At 60.5% G+C, this 16,424-nt stretch carries 21 protein-coding genes, 1 pseudogene and 1 riboswitch; of the genes and pseudogenes, 11 read left to right on the top strand and 11 right to left on the bottom strand.

All coding sequences use genetic code 11. From position 1 onward, the window contains the following. Nucleotides 1-230: 230 nt before the first annotated feature. The 4 genes from EGT36_RS11070 to EGT36_RS11050 all read left to right on the top strand — a co-directional run bounded on the left by EGT36_RS11070 (nt 231) and on the right by EGT36_RS11050 (nt 4,166). Nucleotides 231-1,241, top strand: coding sequence for an ABC transporter substrate-binding protein (locus tag EGT36_RS11070; protein WP_004440603.1), 1,011 nt, complete (start codon nt 231-233; stop codon nt 1,239-1,241). A 256-nt stretch (nt 1,242-1,497) separates the two neighbouring features. Next, on the top strand, nt 1,498-2,406 hold the full coding sequence (locus EGT36_RS11060) for an ABC transporter permease (protein ID WP_004440601.1): 909 nt from the start codon (nt 1,498-1,500) through the stop codon (nt 2,404-2,406). Then, nucleotides 2,399-3,502 carry a quaternary amine ABC transporter ATP-binding protein gene (locus EGT36_RS11055; RefSeq protein WP_125270404.1) on the top strand — a complete coding sequence of 368 codons (1,104 nt, stop codon included), beginning with the start codon at nt 2,399-2,401 and terminating at the stop codon, nt 3,500-3,502. Before EGT36_RS11060 ends, EGT36_RS11055 begins: the two co-directional genes overlap by 8 nt. Nucleotides 3,503-3,878: 376 nt before the next feature. Continuing rightward, nucleotides 3,879-4,166: a hypothetical protein gene (locus tag EGT36_RS11050; protein WP_004440595.1), complete on the top strand. Its 288-nt coding sequence runs from the start codon at nt 3,879-3,881 to the stop codon at nt 4,164-4,166. 10 nt (nt 4,167-4,176) lie between these two features. On the opposite strand, the gene dmeF is transcribed toward EGT36_RS11050, so the two are convergent. Together dmeF and dmeR are read right to left on the bottom strand one after the other, a co-directional pair. Then, entirely contained in the window at nt 4,177-5,196 is a 1,020-nt protein-coding gene (gene dmeF / locus EGT36_RS11045; RefSeq protein WP_125270402.1) for a CDF family Co(II)/Ni(II) efflux transporter DmeF, read from the bottom strand. Nucleotides 5,197-5,216: 20 nt separating this feature from the next. Beyond that, complete coding sequence (gene dmeR, locus EGT36_RS11040; RefSeq protein ID WP_037091645.1) at nt 5,217-5,489, bottom strand: Ni(II)/Co(II)-sensing transcriptional repressor DmeR; 273 nt, start codon at nt 5,487-5,489, stop codon at nt 5,217-5,219. 130 nt (nt 5,490-5,619) lie between these two features. Here dmeR and EGT36_RS30475 point away from each other — a divergent pair, with 130 nt between their 5' ends. The 5 genes and pseudogenes from EGT36_RS30475 to EGT36_RS11015 all read left to right on the top strand — a co-directional run bounded on the left by EGT36_RS30475 (nt 5,620) and on the right by EGT36_RS11015 (nt 8,728). Then, nucleotides 5,620-5,967: a hypothetical protein gene (locus tag EGT36_RS30475; protein ID WP_035210801.1), complete on the top strand. Its 348-nt coding sequence runs from the start codon at nt 5,620-5,622 to the stop codon at nt 5,965-5,967. A 60-nt stretch (nt 5,968-6,027) separates the two neighbouring features. Then, a complete protein-coding gene (locus EGT36_RS11030; RefSeq protein WP_004440587.1) occupies nt 6,028-6,441 on the top strand; it encodes a MerR family transcriptional regulator in 414 nt (137 codons plus the stop codon). A 76-nt stretch (nt 6,442-6,517) separates the two neighbouring features. Next, nucleotides 6,518-7,458: pseudogene (pip, locus tag EGT36_RS11025) on the top strand (prolyl aminopeptidase). A gap of 193 nt (nt 7,459-7,651) precedes the next feature. After that, on the top strand, nt 7,652-8,140 hold the full coding sequence (locus EGT36_RS11020; RefSeq protein WP_003509304.1) for a GNAT family N-acetyltransferase: 489 nt from the start codon (nt 7,652-7,654) through the stop codon (nt 8,138-8,140). A 21-nt stretch (nt 8,141-8,161) separates the two neighbouring features. After that, on the top strand, nt 8,162-8,728 hold the full coding sequence (locus tag EGT36_RS11015; RefSeq protein WP_125270400.1) for a type 1 glutamine amidotransferase family protein: 567 nt from the start codon (nt 8,162-8,164) through the stop codon (nt 8,726-8,728). Between the two features lie 170 nt (nt 8,729-8,898). On the opposite strand, the gene EGT36_RS11010 is transcribed toward EGT36_RS11015, so the two are convergent. The 6 genes from EGT36_RS11010 to EGT36_RS10985 form a co-directional block, all read right to left on the bottom strand. Next, the gene (locus EGT36_RS11010) at nt 8,899-9,213 is read right to left on the bottom strand and encodes a hypothetical protein (protein ID WP_037091650.1); all 315 of its coding nucleotides are present in this window, start codon (nt 9,211-9,213) and stop codon (nt 8,899-8,901) included. Nucleotides 9,214-9,216: 3 nt separating this feature from the next. Further along, on the bottom strand, nt 9,217-9,930 hold the full coding sequence (locus EGT36_RS11005) for a CbtA family protein (protein WP_037091653.1): 714 nt from the start codon (nt 9,928-9,930) through the stop codon (nt 9,217-9,219). A 10-nt stretch (nt 9,931-9,940) separates the two neighbouring features. After that, nucleotides 9,941-10,123 carry a CbtB domain-containing protein gene (locus EGT36_RS11000; RefSeq protein ID WP_004440573.1) on the bottom strand — a complete coding sequence of 61 codons (183 nt, stop codon included), beginning with the start codon at nt 10,121-10,123 and terminating at the stop codon, nt 9,941-9,943. A 159-nt stretch (nt 10,124-10,282) separates the two neighbouring features. After that, nucleotides 10,283-10,520, bottom strand: a riboswitch (cobalamin riboswitch). 46 nt (nt 10,521-10,566) lie between these two features. Next, nucleotides 10,567-11,487 carry a c-type cytochrome gene (locus EGT36_RS10995; protein WP_037091658.1) on the bottom strand — a complete coding sequence of 307 codons (921 nt, stop codon included), beginning with the start codon at nt 11,485-11,487 and terminating at the stop codon, nt 10,567-10,569. An 88-nt stretch (nt 11,488-11,575) separates the two neighbouring features. Beyond that, complete coding sequence (locus tag EGT36_RS10990; protein ID WP_004440570.1) at nt 11,576-12,010, bottom strand: c-type cytochrome; 435 nt, start codon at nt 12,008-12,010, stop codon at nt 11,576-11,578. A gap of 117 nt (nt 12,011-12,127) precedes the next feature. Then, nucleotides 12,128-12,757 carry a LysE family translocator gene (locus tag EGT36_RS10985; protein WP_037091724.1) on the bottom strand — a complete coding sequence of 210 codons (630 nt, stop codon included), beginning with the start codon at nt 12,755-12,757 and terminating at the stop codon, nt 12,128-12,130. 133 nt (nt 12,758-12,890) lie between these two features. On the opposite strand from EGT36_RS10985, the gene EGT36_RS10980 reads away from it, so the two are divergent. Beyond that, nucleotides 12,891-13,601 (top strand): helix-turn-helix transcriptional regulator, encoded by a 711-nt coding sequence (locus EGT36_RS10980; RefSeq protein ID WP_125270398.1) that lies wholly within the window; start codon nt 12,891-12,893, stop codon nt 13,599-13,601. Here EGT36_RS10980 and EGT36_RS10975 read toward each other — a convergent pair. Next, nucleotides 13,590-14,435: a metallophosphoesterase gene (locus EGT36_RS10975; protein WP_037091726.1), complete on the bottom strand. Its 846-nt coding sequence runs from the start codon at nt 14,433-14,435 to the stop codon at nt 13,590-13,592. The two genes, EGT36_RS10980 and EGT36_RS10975, sit on opposite strands and share 12 nt — an antisense overlap. Before the next feature lie 255 nt (nt 14,436-14,690). After that, nucleotides 14,691-15,293 carry a superoxide dismutase gene (locus EGT36_RS10970; protein ID WP_006700042.1) on the bottom strand — a complete coding sequence of 201 codons (603 nt, stop codon included), beginning with the start codon at nt 15,291-15,293 and terminating at the stop codon, nt 14,691-14,693. Between the two features lie 221 nt (nt 15,294-15,514). Here EGT36_RS10970 and EGT36_RS10965 point away from each other — a divergent pair, with 221 nt between their 5' ends. Beyond that, a complete protein-coding gene (locus tag EGT36_RS10965; protein WP_037091660.1) occupies nt 15,515-15,859 on the top strand; it encodes a hypothetical protein in 345 nt (114 codons plus the stop codon). Between the two features lie 6 nt (nt 15,860-15,865). Here the strand turns inward: EGT36_RS10965 and EGT36_RS10960 are convergent, their stop codons facing one another. Further along, on the bottom strand, nt 15,866-16,408 hold the full coding sequence (locus EGT36_RS10960; protein ID WP_022555811.1) for a GNAT family N-acetyltransferase: 543 nt from the start codon (nt 16,406-16,408) through the stop codon (nt 15,866-15,868). Nucleotides 16,409-16,424 lie beyond the last annotated feature (16 nt).

The raw sequence follows: 16,424 nt of genomic DNA, 5'->3' as shown, positions 1-16,424 counted from the left end.
ATTGCCGCGTTGCAATATCACTTTTTGGCCGTATTATGCACGGCGTTGACATATTCATGCGCCTTTTCGCCGCAGTTTCCGCGGCAATCTCGCGGCTTGTTCTGCGGATATTCTCTCGCCGGGTTTTCGGCATCTCCACGCGCCATGTCAGTTCGCCCTTGGCAATCCGGGCTTTGCAGTGCTCCCGCTTTGCCAAATGAAAACACTGCATCAGACTTGGAGGTCTCCTCATGAAGAAACTCCTGGCCTCGACCATTCTCGTAACGGGCTTTACCATCGCTGCCGGTGCAGCATCTTCCGCCAATGCCGCAGACAGCTGCGGCAGCATCACCATCGCCGAAATGAACTGGGCATCCGCCGGTGTCGCGGCCTACGTCGACAAGTTCATCATGGAAAACGGCTATGACTGCACGGTCAATGTCGTCAGCGGCGACACCACCCCCACTTTCACCTCCATGAATGAAAAGGGCCAGCCCGACATGGCGCCCGAAATGTGGGTGAACACACTTGGCACCCCCTACGAGGAAGCCGTCAAGAGCGGCAATCTCATTCAGGAAGTCAAAATCCTGAGCGAAGGCGGCGTTGAAGGCTGGTGGATTCCGAAATATCTCGCCGACGAACATCCAGACATCAAGACCGTCGAGGATGCGCTGAAGCATCCCGAACTGTTTCCCGCGCCTGAAGACGCCAGCAAGGGCGCCGTCTTCGGCTGCCCGCCGGGCTGGGGCTGCCAGCCAACCACCGCCAACCTGTTCAAGGCCCGCAAGGCTGATGAAAAGGGCTTTGCGTTGATCGATACCGGCTCCGCGGCCGGTCTGGATGGCTCTATTTCCAATGCCTACGAAAAGAAGCAGGGCTGGCTCGGCTATTATTGGGCTCCGACGGCCATTCTCGGCAAATACGATATGGTGAAGCTGGACGATGGCGTTCCGCTTGACCGGGCGGCTTACGACAATTGCATCGCCAAGGCGGACTGCGCCGATCCCAAGCCGAATGCCTATCCGGTGGCGGAGGTCTTCACCGTCGTGACCAAGGATTTCGCCGAAAAGGCGGGCCCTTCCATCGACTACATCCGCAAGCGGCAGTGGGACAACGACACCGTCGCCAAGGTTCTGGCGTGGATGGATGAAAATCAGGGCACCAATGAAGATGGGGCCGAGTATTTCCTCGAGAACCATGAGGAACTCTGGACGAAGTGGGTTTCGCCCGAGGTGGCTGAGAAGATCAAGGCTTCGATGTGACGGGATAATGGAGCGGGAAAGTTTCGGTTCTCAACCTTGGCTTACCCCCCTCTGCCCTGCCGGGCATCTCCCCCACAAGGAGGGAGATCGGCTGGGCGCGCTATCACCGCTTCATCCTCAACCATCGAGATGGGCAAGGCCGTGCCGCAGGTCGATCTCCCCCCTTGTGGGGGAGATGTCCGGCAGGACAGAGGGGGGTGATCCGCCCACTCCAACCTCGCCCGACCCCCAACAACCCAAAGGGAAAACAACAATAATGGCCCTCTGCACCTACCTGCCGGACCTGCTCTGCAAGTTCCCGGCAATCGACAACTCCACCATGCGCGTGGCTCGCAAAACCATCGATGACGGGTTTCGCGATATCGTGCGCAATTACGGCGATGCGATCGACGTCGTCGTTCACCCGCTGCAGCTTTTCCTCAATTCCTCGGAGCGTCTGTTCATCCAGACACCGTGGATCATTACCATGCTGGTCATTCTCGCCATCGTGCATCTGGCCGGACGCAGCTTCAAGATAACAGGCGGCACCGCCATTTCCCTGCTGATGATAGGCGCGGTCGGCCTCTGGCGCGATGCCATGACGACGCTCTCCATCGTCGCCATCGCTACCCTGATCGCCATCGTCATCGGCCTGCCGCTCGGCATTCTGATGGGTCGTTCCGAACGCCTGCAACGTCTCATCAATCCCGTGCTCGACGTGATGCAGACCCTGCCAAGTTTCGTTTATCTCATCCCCGTGGTGGTGATTTTCGGCATCGGCAAGGTTCCGGGCCTGATCGCAGTGGTGATCTATGCCATTCCACCCGTCATTCGCCTGACCAGCCTCGGCATCCGCCTCGTTGACCGCGAAGTGCTTGAGGCGGCAGACGCCTTCGGTTCCTCCAACGGTCAGAAGCTGTTCAACGTGCAGCTGCCGCTGGCGCTGCCCACCATCATGACCGGCATCAACCAGACCATCATGATGGCGCTCGCCATGGTCGTCGTCGCCTCCATGGTCGGTGTCGGCGGGCTTGGCAAGAATGTGCTGCAGGCCATCAACAACCAGTTCTTCACGGTGGGCTTCCTGAACGGTTTCGCTCTGGTCGCCATCGCCATCATGTTCGACCGGGCGAGCCAGGCTTTCGGCAAGCGCCTGCAGAAATACCGCGAGGTCTCCCATGGCTAAAAGCATCGAAATCAGGAATCTTTACAAGATCTTCGGCAAGCATCCCGAGAAGTACCTCGAAGCGGTGCGTAAAGGCATGGACAAGGTCGAGCTGAACGACCGGCACAACCACGTTCTCGGCCTCAACAACATCAACATCACCATGCCGGGCGGCAAGATCACCGTCGTCATGGGGCTGTCAGGCTCCGGCAAATCGACACTGATCCGCCACATCAACCGGCTGATCGACCCGACCGCCGGCGAAGTTCTTTATGACGGCGAGGATATCTGCGGCATGAGCGCCTCGGCGCTCAGGCAATTCCGCCGCCACAAGACGGCGATGGTGTTCCAGAAATTCGGCCTTCTGCCGCATCGCACGGTACTCGAAAACAGCGTCTACGGCCTCGATATCCAAGGCGTACCGCGCAGGCAAAGCGAGGAAAAGGGCCGTTACTGGCTGGAGCGTGTCGGCCTTGCCGGTTACGAGGATTATTATCCGAACCAGCTTTCCGGCGGCATGCAGCAGCGTGTGGGCCTTGCCCGGGCGCTTGCCAATGACGCCGATATTCTCCTGATGGACGAGGCCTATTCGGCGCTCGATCCACTGATCCGCGTGGATATGCAGACGATGCTGCTCGATCTGCAACAGGAACTGAAGAAGACCGTTGTATTCATCACCCATGATCTCGACGAGGCTTTGCGGCTGGGCGACCATATAGCCATCCTGAAAGACGGCGAAGTGGTGCAACAGGGCGACGGCCAGAGCATCATCCTCTCGCCGGCCGATGGTTACGTCACCGACTTCGTGCGCGACGTCAATCGTGGCCGCGTGCTGCAGGCAAACACTGTCATGGAGCCGCTGGAGAGCAAGCCCGAGGGCATGCCGGTCCCCGAGACCGCAACGCTCGAAACCATTGCCCGCGACATGTCGGAAGCCAACGAGACGCAGGCCCATGTGGTGGACGAGGACGGCAAGCCGGTCGGCAGCATCGGGCTCGACACACTGGTGGCTGCGATGGTGACGCCCGCACCGCAGGAGGTTGAGGCGGAGGTGAAGGCGGAGGAGCCGGAAAAGCTCCAGGAAACGGTTATGTCGGTGGAGAAGGAAACGGCGTAATCCGGCACCGGACGGATTGGCCGCGTCCGCGAGATTTCCTCTTTCCGTCATACCGGCCTTGAGCCGGTATCCAGCCAGCCCAAGTCCTTGGGCTGAAAGGACTCTCTCGCCGCGCAGACGCGCGTCGGCTGGATTCCGGCTCAAGGCCGGAATGACGGGAGTGAGGTATTCACGGCGCCAGAAATTTAAACTGGACTGCAATGCCGCGAGGGGACAAAGCTGGCAATTGCCTCCTGCCCCGTCTTCACTATGCCAAAACGAAGCACTACTTCGCCAGCTGTCAACCCTCGACAGTCGCTGCAGCGCAGCAAGCGCAAGTTTCGGACAAGTCGCCGCCGTTAACCATTCGTTAACTTTTGAACGCGGAATCACCGACATGCAGATCGAAAGCAATATTGGCGGATATAACTATCAGGGTCGCATCCGTGACATCGAAAAAGCTGGCAGCGCCCAAAGCGCGCCGGAGGAGCAGGCGGTAAAACGCGGCCCCGGCAACCCCACCGTTTCCAGCACCATTCTTTCCCAGTCGCTGGCCAATGTTCTATGGGCCGTAGGCAACGGCAGCGCGCCGGCCTATCAGGATGCGGCCACCGCCTCCCCCGAGGACAAGGCGGAAGCGCAGGCTGAATGGGTACGCAGCGCCTATTCGGAATATACCGAATAGGCGATTCCAATCAGCCTCTTGCCGGGCTGACTTCCACCGTCACATGCGAGAGTTCATGTATGGCGGCAAGTTTCTGCTTATAAAATGCCGGTGCTTTGGGCGCCTGCGAAACTATCGCCACGATGGCGGCGTGATGCCCCGGCCCCACCTGCCAGACATGCAGGTCGGTAATGCGATCCTCTTCCGTCTCCACGCTTTCACGGATTTCCTGCGGCAGATCCTCAGCCGGCGGCAGCGCGTCAAGCAGGGTTGTCGCCGTGGAGCGGATCAGGCCCCATGACCAGCGGGCAATCACCAGACCGCCAACGATACCCATCAACGGATCAAGGAACGACCAGCCGTTCCACTTGCCGAGCAGCAGCGCGACGATTGCCAGAACCGAGGTCAGCGCATCCGCCAGCACATGCAGATAGGCAGCGCGCAGATTATTGTCCCGGCCGCCCTTTGCCCCGTGCCCGGCATGGTGCCCGGCATGGGACCCGTGATCATGGTGGGCGTGGCTGCCGTGCCCATGGTGGGCATGTGAGCCGTGGGCATGACCGTGGCCGTGGCCATGATCGTGGTGATGGTCGTCCTTCAAAAGCACGGCGCTGAGAAGATTGACGGCAAGGCCGATGATGGCGACGAGGATGGCCTGGTTGAAATCGATCTCGACGGGACTGACGAGGCGCATCCCGCTTTCCACGGCAATCAGCAACGCCACCACCGCCAGCACGATGGCGCTGGCAAAACCCGCGAGATCGCCGAACTTGCCGGTGCCGAAGGTGAAGCGTGGGTTGCGGGCCTCGCGGCGGGCATAGAGATAAGCGAGTGCCGAAATCAGCATCGCGCCCGCATGGGTGGACATGTGCCAGCCATCCGCCGTTAGCGCCATGGAGCCGTACCAGTGACCGGCGACGATTTCCGCCACCATCATCGCCGCGGTCAGTGCGATGACCATCCAGACGCGCCTTTCATTACGCTCGTGGTTCTGACCAAGGAAAACATGGTCGTGACCGGCTGCTGCGCGGTATTCGGATGTCGTCGTCATGTCGCTTAATCCTGTCGGTTTTACCGGATGTAGGTCTTCAGCACCTGGGCCAGCTCTTCCGCCGCCCGCGCCCGTTCGTCTTCATTTTCGGCATGCACCACGTGCTCGTGCAGATGCTCCTGTATTACCTCCCCCGTCAGGCCCGAAAGCGCGCCGCGTACCGAAGCGAGCAGCTGCAGCACCTCGCCGCAGGGCTTGGCATCATCGAGCGCACGTTCGACCGCTTCCATCTGCCCTTTCAGGCGGCGGATGCGGGCGAGAAGCTTTTCCTTGTTGCGGATGGTATGGGACATGGTCGACCTCATATACTATAGGGGGGTATAGTATATTGCGGTTATTTTTTGCACAAGACGTGCATGACGCAATCTTCGGGAATGTTTCGGACCTTAAAAATACCCCATCAAAACTAGGGGACTCACAGTCATGACGACTATCGCAGCAACCAGCAGCATCAATTTCGCCTCTCCGGTCCGCGGCATCGCGCCTGCGCATAACCGGGAGAGCCAGTCCACCACCGAGGCGTTGCAGGAGCTCACGCGGGCGGCCCATCGCGCCATTTCGGTGGCGGGCAATGTCGCCACCACCGTCGCCCCGCTGGCCGGTGCCTCCGCGAGCCTGGCTGCGGCTCTCTGGAACATGGACAGCAGCGCTTCGGCCTCCACTGGCGCCAATGCTGAGGTGGCCGCTTCCGCCCAGCCGGATATGGCAAGCCTCGAATCGCAGATTCTGAAGGCACTGGCCCAGGCGCTTGGCGTCAACGAGGCCGCTTGAGGCCATTGAACCGGGGACGGAAAAGCCATATCTCTAGAGACTGGAGATATGGAGAAAGCCATGCTGTCCATCGGTGAACTGTCCAAACGCACCGGCGTCAAGGTGCCCACGATCCGCTATTACGAGCAGATGGGCCTCATCCGCGAGGCGGATCGTTCGGAGGGCAACCAGCGCCGCTACGAAAAATCCGATCTCGAACGGCTGGCCTTCATCCGCCACGCGCGCGATCTCGGCCTGAACATAGACGCCATTCGCGAGTTGATCGCGCTCAGCCAGCACCGGGAAATGCCGTGCGAGGGTGCAGACCGCATCGCCGCCGAACATCTTGCCGATGTGCGGGAAAAAATCGCCAGCCTGAAGAAGCTGGAACACGAACTGGAGCGGATCGTCTCCCATTGCCACGGCCATTCCATCGAGGATTGTTATGTCATCCGCGCGCTTTCCGATCACGGCATGTGCGAGGGTGAGCATTGAGCCGAGAAGAGGCTGACATTCGAATGTCACGTGCACCCGGTAATCGCCTCTTGCCCGCCTGAAAAAAGGACGTCAGATGGCCGAGCTCTTCCCTGAAATCACGCCATCAGACATGATTTTCCTTGATGTTTCCGAGGGCCATCGGCTGCACGTGACGATTGCCGGCAATCCGGCGGGGCGACCTGCGATCCTGCTGCATGGAGGGCCTGGTTCAGGATTGTCATCGACAGCGCGACGCTATTTCGATCCTGCCATTTTCCGCATCGTCCAGTTCGACCAGCGCGGCTGCGGTCAAAGCACGCCAAACGCCGCTGATAGCCTTGAGAATAACACCATCTGATCGATGACATTGAGGCCATTCGCTGTGCCCTCGCGGTGGAAGACTGGCTGATCTACGCCAGTTCATGGGGTTCCACGCTGGCCCTCACTTACGCACAGCGCCACACAGGACATGTTCGCGGCATGGTTCTGGCCGGCGTCACCACCACCCGGCATAGGGAAATCGACTGGCTGTACAAGGGGCTGGCAATGTTTCTGCCGCAGCAGTGGCAGCGTTTCATCGCCGCGATCCCCGATGACATGTCCAGGCAAGATCCGGTCGGCGCCTATCGCCGGCTTCTGAATGATCCCGATCCCGCCGTGCGCGCAAAGGCCGCCTTAGAGTGGCACCTGTGGGAGGCGGGCTCGATCAGCGCGGAGGGCATTTCGGCCTTTCCGGAGAAATGGCGCGACAGCGCGTATATTCTCGCCCGCGCCCGCCTCTGCGCCCATTATTTCCACCATGCGGCCTGGCTGGATGATGGCGCGCTTCTGCGCAATGCCGGAGACCTCGCCGGTATTCCCGGGATACTCATTCAGGGCATGCGCGACTTGCAGGGGCCGCCCGTCACCGCTTTCGAACTTGCCGAGGCGTGGCCGGGAAGCGAGCTTGTTACCATCGATGGCGCTGGCCATTCGACGGGCGATGCGGGCATGGAAGACGCAATCCTGTCGGCAATTGCGCGATTTGCGAATTGACCCGCTTGACAGATGGCGGATTCGGGCGCATTTCATTTTCCATGATCAACGAACGCGCACCCATCTCCTGCTCGTATTTTTGGGCCTTCCTCTAAGGGCGGCTCGACAGATCATATTGTCAACAAGCCGCCGTCAGGCGGCTTTGTTGTTTTCAAACGTCCTGACGGCACCGATAAGACCAAAGGACCGAAAAATGACCGAAGATAGCTCCCTGACACTGGAAAGACCGCCCGTCGTCATCATCCGTGGCGCGCGCAAGACGGATCTGCCCGAACTCAACGAGATGATCACGCTGCTGGCCTCCTACCACGGCGATGCGGCGGCGATCACGCCGGCGAAACTGGAGCGCGACCTGTTCGGCCCGCTGCCCTGGGTGCATGGTCTCGTGGCCGAGGCCGATGGCGCGTTGATCGGTTACGCCCTGCTTCTGCCGCTCTACAGGGCGCAGGAGGGCCGCCGCGGGCTCGAACTGCATCATCTCTTCGTGCGTGACGGCCATCGTGGCCATGGCACCGGCCAGCATCTGGTTTCCCGGGCCCGCGATATCGCCAAGCGTCTCGGCTGCGACTATCTTTCCGTCAGTGCCACGACCGGCAATGTGGCGGCGCATCGTTTCTACGAAAACATGGATTTCGCGCCTCGCCCGGTGACCGGCATGCGCTATATGCAGTCCATCGCCTGATTAAAAAACACGGAGACGACCATGACACGGATCGCCATTGCGCTCGCCCAGGATTTTGCTGACTGGGAGCCGGCGCTGCTTGCCGCCGCGGCGCGCAGCTATCTCGGTGTCGAAATCGTCTATGCCACGCCGGACGGACGGCCGGTAACCTCGATGGGCGGGCTGAAGGTGACGCCGGATACATCCTGTGACGCGCTCGATGCCGTTGACATCGATGCGCTCGTCATTCCCGGAGGTCTGAGCTGGGAAAAGGGAACAGCTGCCGATCTCGGCGAACTGGTGCGCCGGTTTCGCGAGAAGAACCGACTGGTGGCCGGCATCTGCGCGGCGGCAAGTGCGCTGGCAGGCACGGGCGTTCTGAACGCCGTTGCCCATACCGGCAATTCGCTGGCTTCGCACAGGGCCTATTTGGCCTATGGCGGCGAGACGCTTTACCGCGACCAGCCGAAAGCGGTCAACGATGGCGGCATCATTACCGCGGCCGGCAGCGCGCCGGTCAGTTTCGCGGTGGAAATTCTGAAAAGCCTCGGCCTCTTTGGTCCGGAAGCCGAGGCCGAACTTCAGGTTTTTGCGGCGGAGCATCGCTGAGGCATAGCCGCCTCGGTTGTTTGCACTCCCCTACTCCCCGTCATTCCGGCCTTGAGCCGGAATCCAGCCGACGCGCATCTGCGCGGCGAGATGACTTCTTTCAGCCCAAGGACTTGGGCTGGATGGATTTCGGCTCAGGGCCGGGATGACGGAGGTGAGAACAGCGATGATTATCGCTGATCCAGCACCCGGCACACACGTGCTGTGTGATCGCCGCCCTCCCCGGCAATCGCCCGGCGAATATCGCGGCTGTTCAGATGCAGGCTGCGGCCGGCGGGTAAATTTGCACGTTTGATCTTGGCGAGTGCCGCCGCCACAAAGGCGGCCTGATGGTGTTGGAAAAAGGCAAGAGCCGCCTCATCCGCCGGGCTCGGGCCCAGTACCGCCTTGAAGGCGAGACGATGCACGGCGCAGTAAGCGCCGTGACCGGGAACTGCAAAACGCAGCGCATCGAGTTCCTCACTCCAATCCGCTGCGTCCTCCATGATTCAGGCCGACTGGAAGCGGTTGAGGAAAAACGTGCTCAATGTTCCGAGCAAAGCCCAGAAGACGAAGCTCGTAACCGTAGCGGCGACGATGAACTGACGCTCCAGCGGCAGCGGTGCCAGTGCATGTTCGCCTTCCGGCGGCAGGGGCGCACCCACCACATGCGGCGCGACGATCAGCACCAGCGCCAGGACGATGGCCCAGGGTTCGCGACGGAAGGCGATCAGCGCGATGCCGCCGGCTGTTGCGGCAACGGTTGCGAGCCACCAGATCTGCCGTGCCTCAAGTGCTGCGGCGGGGCTGCCCGGCAGTTCCGGCGGCAGACCGATCATCGGGGCGAGCATGACGGCGGCAAATCCGGCAACGCCCCACAAAAGCCCCTCACGCCAGCCGCCATTGGTGCCGCGCAGCGAAATCAGTCCGGTCAGCACCAGCGCATAACCGATCGCGGTCAGGACATTGGCGGCAACCGTATAGGCAGTGCGTTCGAAACCATCGGCCGGAGCCCAGGCCTCTTCATTGTGCTCGTGGGCGGGAGCCACAGCACCGGGTGCCGTGGCCTCGTGGCTGTGGGCAGCTTCACCGCCCGCGCCCTCATAGGTCTCTGCCTGAAGGATGAGCGGCGTGGTGCCGAAGGCCTGCATGGCTGAAACGGCTAAGCCGCCGAGGATGCCGACGAGAACGGCGGTAAAGACGATATTGCGAAAAGACGACATGACATTCCCCTCAATGGCAGGGGAAGGCATTGGCATGACGCGTGTCATGGGCGGCATTGTGAACGGCTTCCACATGCGAGAAACCGACAAAACCGACAACGAACAGGCCAAGCACGATCGCCGTCAGCGATTGCGCGAAGCTGCCCGTTTTTGCTGAAACGGCTGAATTGGCCGTATTCTGGTGGATGGACATGGTGACCCCTCTCCGGCGCGACCCCGCGCCTCTGGATGCGGTCGAACGGCAAAGCCATGCGACCGCCTGCGATACACTTCACCACGGGGATACGAGACTGAGACAGGGGGCATCGATCTTGCCACCCTGACATTCCGCTCTTCCGGACACCCCGCCGGCATGGACATTTCCGTGATGGCAGGTCTCCTGGCTTACGGGTCAAAACCTGAAACACCTTCCCGGCATCACCTCGCCTCAACCGGAAACGCCGGTTCGGTCGAAGGGTCTGCCAGTGGCATTTCGTTTCAGGCTCTCCGCTCACAGTTGCGGGGGCAGCCACGAATGAGGATTTCTCCCTATCGTGTTCCCTTTTCACCTTCCTCAACGCCCGGAAGGAACCATCACAGGGTTGTTATCCGCCGCGTGGGGACGGGAGTCAATGGGCACGCATGCCAACGGAACCCTCAGCGCGCCGGGATCGCCTTCAGATAGGCGGCGATCGCGTCGCGGTCCTCGGCTGTCAGATGCGCCATGTTCTGCTGCACCTTCACCATGGAACCGCCGACACTGTCGAATTCCGGGGTGAAGCCGGTTTCGAGATAGCTCGAAATATCGGCCTCGGCCCAGCTTCCGATGCTTTGCGAGCCGGGGGTAATGTCCGGAATGCGGCCTTCGCCTTCCGGATTGGGGCCGCCGGCCAGCCACTTGCCCTTTAGGAAGCCACCGAGCGCATTGCGCGGCGTGTGGCATTCGCCGCAATGGCCCGGACCTTCCACCAGATATTGGCCACGCAGAAGTTCGGCATTGGCATTGGCCAGCTCGACGCGCGGCGGTGCCGAAGGGTCGAAATACAGGAACTTCCAGCCGCCGAGCGCCATGCGCATGTTGAAGGGGAACGGCAGATCGTGGTCGGGCGCATCGTTCTGGCTCGCCGGCAGGGCCTTCAGATAACCGAAGAGGTCATTGATGTCCTTCTGCGTCATCCGGGCATAAGAGGCATAGGGGAAGGAGGGATAGAGATGTTCGCCGTTCTTTCCCACACCACGCGTCATGGCATCGCCAAATTCCGCCAGCGTCCAGCCGCCGATGCCGTGCTGCGGATCAGACGAAATATTTGGAACATGAAAGGTGCCGAAGGGGCTTTTCAGTGCCTGCCCGCCTGAAAGCGTCAACAGCGCTTCACCATTAGCATCCGGCGCGGCATGACAGCTTGCGCAGCCGCCCGCCCAGAACAGCGTCTCGCCATTGGCGAGATCCGGCTCACCGAGGCTCACCCAATGGCTGGGCGCCTGACGCTGCGGCGCGGTCACCCAGGCGAAAATCCCGTAGCCCGCAACGGCCGCGACCACGATCCCGCCCACAAGCTTCGTCCAAATGGAAGACATGCCCCTCTCCCCATTCTCCCCTGACAAGGTCAGGTGTCTTTCGTGACGGAAAAACGCCGCCCGGGAGCGGCGTTTCAAACTCGTTCGATTATTTCTTCAGGCGATAGGTCTGGTGGCAGGTGCCGCAATCGGCGCCCAACGTCTGCATGGCGGTGGTTACACCCGCCTGATCGGTGGGGAGATTGGCGAGAATCTTATCCGCATCTGCGCCGAGCTTGGCGGACTTGGCCTTGAAGTCATCGAAGTTTTCCCAGATCGCGGGCGCTGCCGCGCTGCCGGTCTCGGTGCCGGCGGGGAACTGGTCGGGGAAAGCCTTGGCATTGGTGCTGATGGTCGTCACGGCGGCCTTGACGGCTTCGGCGTCGAAAGGCTTCTGGCCCTTGGAGATGGCGGCGAGCGCTCCCATGGAGCCACCGATCTGCTTCATCATGCCTTCACGTTTTTCGACTTCGCCGGCAGCATAGACCGCTCCGGCGCAAAGACAGCCGAACAGCGTGGCCGCTGCGATTGTTTTCAGTTTCATACACTCTCTCCTTGATTCCGGCGGGCGCCGGACGCTTGATGGAACGGCGCGAGGATGCCCTTTCCACATGGCGAAAAGAAGTCACATTGCGGTGAATTCCATCGTGAAAACAGAAGCCTAAGACAAGGCTTCCCACAATGTGAGAAGTGCTGCGGCAATCAGCATGAAACCGGCGATGCGGCCGATGAAGATCGTGGCGGCGGGAGAGGAAACGAGCCATGCCCGGCTTCTATCCGCCGTCAGCGCCAGCGCGCCATAAACGGTGAACTGCGTTACCGCCACCATCGCACCCATCACCAGCCCCTGCATCCAGATCGGTCCATAGGCGGGTTTGAGAAACTGTGGGTAGACGGCCATCATGAACAGGTAGGCCTTCGGGTTTGACAGGCAGGTCAACACCGCCCGCCAGAATGCCTTTTTAACCGAAGCGCTTGCCTCAGCCTCATCGCCGTTCACGACAATCGCACTGCGCACCAGGCCGATACCGATCCAAACCATGTAAGCCGCGCCGACGACAAGCAGCGGCAGGAACAGCGACGGCATCCATGCGGCAAGCATGCCGACACCCAGCGCGCCATACAGCGAATGCACGATGCCGCCGGCGCTCATGCCGACGGCGGCGGAAAGGCCGGTTCTCCTGCCACCTGTCAGCGCGCTTGCCAGCACGAAGAGCATGTCCATGCCCGGCAGGATGATGATGCCGAAGAGGACAACAAAGAAAAGCCAGAGATTTTCGGCATAAGTCATGTCAGTATCTTTCATACCGGATAGAGGTGCATTCGAGAAACCCCATGTTTCTCAATGTATTTTTCCATTTATAGGGAACGCCAACTGACAGCGTTGTGTCAGTTGCGTGGGAAAATCCATCGGGAAGACGGCAATGCGCAAGACCTCAAGACTGTTCGAGATCATCCAGATTTTGCGGCTGGCGCGCCGCCCGGTGACCGCGCAGACGATTGCCGACATGCTGGAGATAACAGTGCGCTCGGTCTATCGCGATATGGCAGCGCTTCAGACCATGCGTGTGCCCATCGCAGGGGAACGCGGCGTGGGGTATATTCTCCGGCCCGGTTTCAACCTGCCGCCACTGATGTTTTCCATCGAGGAAACCGAGGCAATCGTGCTGGCGCTCGCCATGGTCGACCGCACCGGCGATATGGAATTGCGCCGGGCCGCGAAGAAGGCGAGCGACAAGATTGCCGCGTCTCTGCCCGAACCGCTGTCAAAGACCCTTTCCGCCAATGCCCTCCACGCCTGGGGCAGCATCGCGCCGGCACCGGCAGGACTTGATCTCTCGACGGTCAGGCGTGCGGTGCGCGACGAGGAGACGCTGGAAATCATCTATCGCGATGAAGCCGGCGCGGAAACGCGGCGGCGGGTTCGGCCAATCGCGGTGATCTACTATTCCGAAACAGTGAATATTGTCGCCTGGTGCGAGCTGCGGCAGGCGATCCGTAATTTCCGCTCGGACCGGGTGCAGAGCTGCCAGGCGACCGGCAGCTTCTTTAAGCTCGAAGGCGAGAAGCTGCGGCAATTGTGGATGGCCGGCTGGCAGAGCAACCAGCCGGCCATCCCTTACTCACAGCCGTAAGAGGCGATCCTCCTCCCGCCCGAAACCGCGAATGGCGATTCGGTCGGCAAAGACATCGGCGATAGCGAAGGTGTTCTGGTCTGGCGTGTCGACCATGCCCTTGAAATTCACGAAATGTGTATTGCCCGATACGCCGTAATTGCCCTCATGGTTATGGCCGTTGAACCATGCGATGGCGCAAGGATGGGCGTTGAGAAGATCAAGGATGCGCGGTGCGTCCCACATGTTATGGGCGTTTTCCGGATAGACAGGGTAGTGGCACAGCACGATGACTCTTTCGCCCGCCGCATCCGCCTTTTGCAGAACCGCCCGCAGCCAGTCGAGCTGCTTGTCGCCAAGCGAGGCGTTCCAGTCCTGCGCGTTGATTGCGCCTACTTCCGAGAGGCGCTTCAGCCGCTCGGCAGCAAGGGTGCGACGCGGATCCCCAACCGGTGGGGCGAAAAGGCTGACGTCGTTGCCATCAAGCACGGCGAAGCGAATGCCGCCGACGGTAAAATCACGCCAGGCGGCGGCCATGCCGAGGCGGGCGTGGACGCCAGGCAAATGCTCGGCGGCGACGGCGAAATCGTGATTGCCCGGCAGCAGGAGCGAGCGGTGGCGAAGCCGGTCGTAAACGGCAAGAATCGCATCGAAATTTTCAAAACCGCGATCGATGATGTCGCCCAGCGTCACGACGAAGGCCAGATCTTCGCGATTGAAGGCATCCACCGCCTCCGCGAGCTTTTTGGGACTTTCGCGATAATGACGGCCCATCTCGGGACGCGGATCGATATCGGCATATTGGGGATCGGCGACTATGCCGAAGGAGAAGAGAGGAGTTGTTTTTTCAGTCATGATGCGCCGCGATAAACCCGGCGGATGACAGGCTTGTGACAGGAGCAGAATATGCTCCAAAGCAAAACACCCGGCCTGAGAGCCGGGTGTTCAATAGGTGGTTCCGCAAGCTTTCCGTCGCCATGCTCGGGCCTGTCCCGGCGCATCTGCTGACATCCCGTTTCAGGGAACATCCGCGGATCCTCGGCACAAGGCCGAGGATGACGTCGCGCAAGAGGTGGCTGCCTCGATCAGCAACCACGCTTGTCGCAAGCCTTACTTGGCAGCAGCTTCGTAACGCTCCAGGACGTAGTCCCAGTTGATGAGGTTATCGACGAAGGCTTCGAGGTACTTCGGACGCAGGTTGCGGTAGTCGATGTAGTAGGAGTGTTCCCATACGTCGACGCCGAGGATCGGTTCTGCACCGTGAACCAGCGGGTTTTCGCCGTTCGGGGTCTTGGAGATTTCGAGCTTGCCGTTCTTGACGGACAGCCACGCCCAGCCGGAGCCGAACTGCGTGGTGCCGGCTGCGATGAAATCGGCCTTGAACTTGTCGTAACCGCCGAGATCGGAGGCAATTGCTTGCTCGAGCTTGCCCGGCAGCTTGTTGCCGCCGCCGCCCTTCTTCATCCACTTCCAGAAATGAACGTGGTTGTAGTGCTGGGCCGCATTGTTGAAGAGACCGGCATTGGTGCCAAAGGACTTCTTCACGACTTCTTCGAGCGACAGGTCGGAAAGACCGGCTTCAGCTGCAAGCTTGTTGCCGTTGTCGACATACGCCTTGTGGTGCTTGTCGTGATGGAACTCGAGCGTCTCGCGCGACATGTAAGGTGCAAGCGCGTCGTAGTCGTAGGGGAGTTCGGGAAGTTCGAAGGCCATGGTTTTTACTCCTTTTTGCAGCGCGTTACCGCTCCTAGAAACCGTGTGAGCGGACCATAGGAGCGAAGCTCTGTTTGGGCAACCTGTGAATTATCAAAATGTTCCGCCAAAAGAGAAAATTCCTCTCGCGCCGGCCGCCACCATATTTGTTTCACATCGCTGGCGTACCGTTTTCCACCCTATCGGTTCGCTTTTGATCGAGATTGCAGGAAGGAAATTCCATGATACGCCCGATGATCCACACAGCCGCCCTTCTTGTTGCCGTCTCGTCGGCTGTCCTGCCTGTGTCCGCATCTTCGGACGATGCGTGGAAGGAATTCGTGGCTGATGTGCAGACTGCCTGTCTTGCCGCAGCCGGAGACATGATCGACGACTCCAAGGCGGTCGTCGATCCCGTTGGCAGCGAGAATTACGGTCTTGCCATCCTGACCGGCAGGGCAAAGGGCGCGGATGTGACGGTCAGCCATATCTGCGTCTATGACAAGAAGACAAAGGCCGTGGAACTCGGCAGCGAACTTGCCGGCGATACGCTGAAGGTGGAAATTCCCGGCTCCACCAAGCCCTGACGCGGGTCAGAAACGCGGCGTGGTATCGCCTTCGCCCAGTGCGCGCTGCATCAGCACCGTGTCCAGCCATTGACCGTGTTTCCAGCCGATGGATTTGAAGGTTCCGACGTGCTCGAAACCGGCGGCGCGATGTACGCCGACCGAAGCCGCATTTGCGCTGTCGCCGATGACGGCGATCATCTGCCGGAAGCCGCGCACGGTCGCCTCCTTGATGAGCGCGTCGAGCAGCTTGCGGCCAATACCCATGCCTTTCATCGAAGGGTCGATGTAAACGGAATCCTCAACCGTCGCGCCATAGGCCGGGCGGGCGCGATAAGCCCCGGCATAGGCATATCCCGCCACCTTGCCGTCACGCTCAGCGACGAGATAGGGGAAATTGCCCTCCACCAGAAGGCGGCGGCGCTCAGCCATCGTTTCCGCCGTTGGCGGATCGATCTCGAAGCTGGCGCGGCCATGCAAAACGGCGTCCCGGTAAATTTCGGTAATGGCTGGGATATCCGCCTCTTCACAGGGGCGGATCAGAAGGCTGGAAACGGTGGAAAGGGTCATTCTCTTGTCCTGCGGA

This window comes from Agrobacterium sp. FDAARGOS_525, from assembly GCF_003938925.1.
In the GTDB taxonomy this organism is placed as follows: Bacteria; Pseudomonadota; Alphaproteobacteria; order Rhizobiales; family Rhizobiaceae; genus Agrobacterium; species Agrobacterium pusense.
This window is presented reverse-complemented; position numbering and strand designations above follow the sequence as displayed.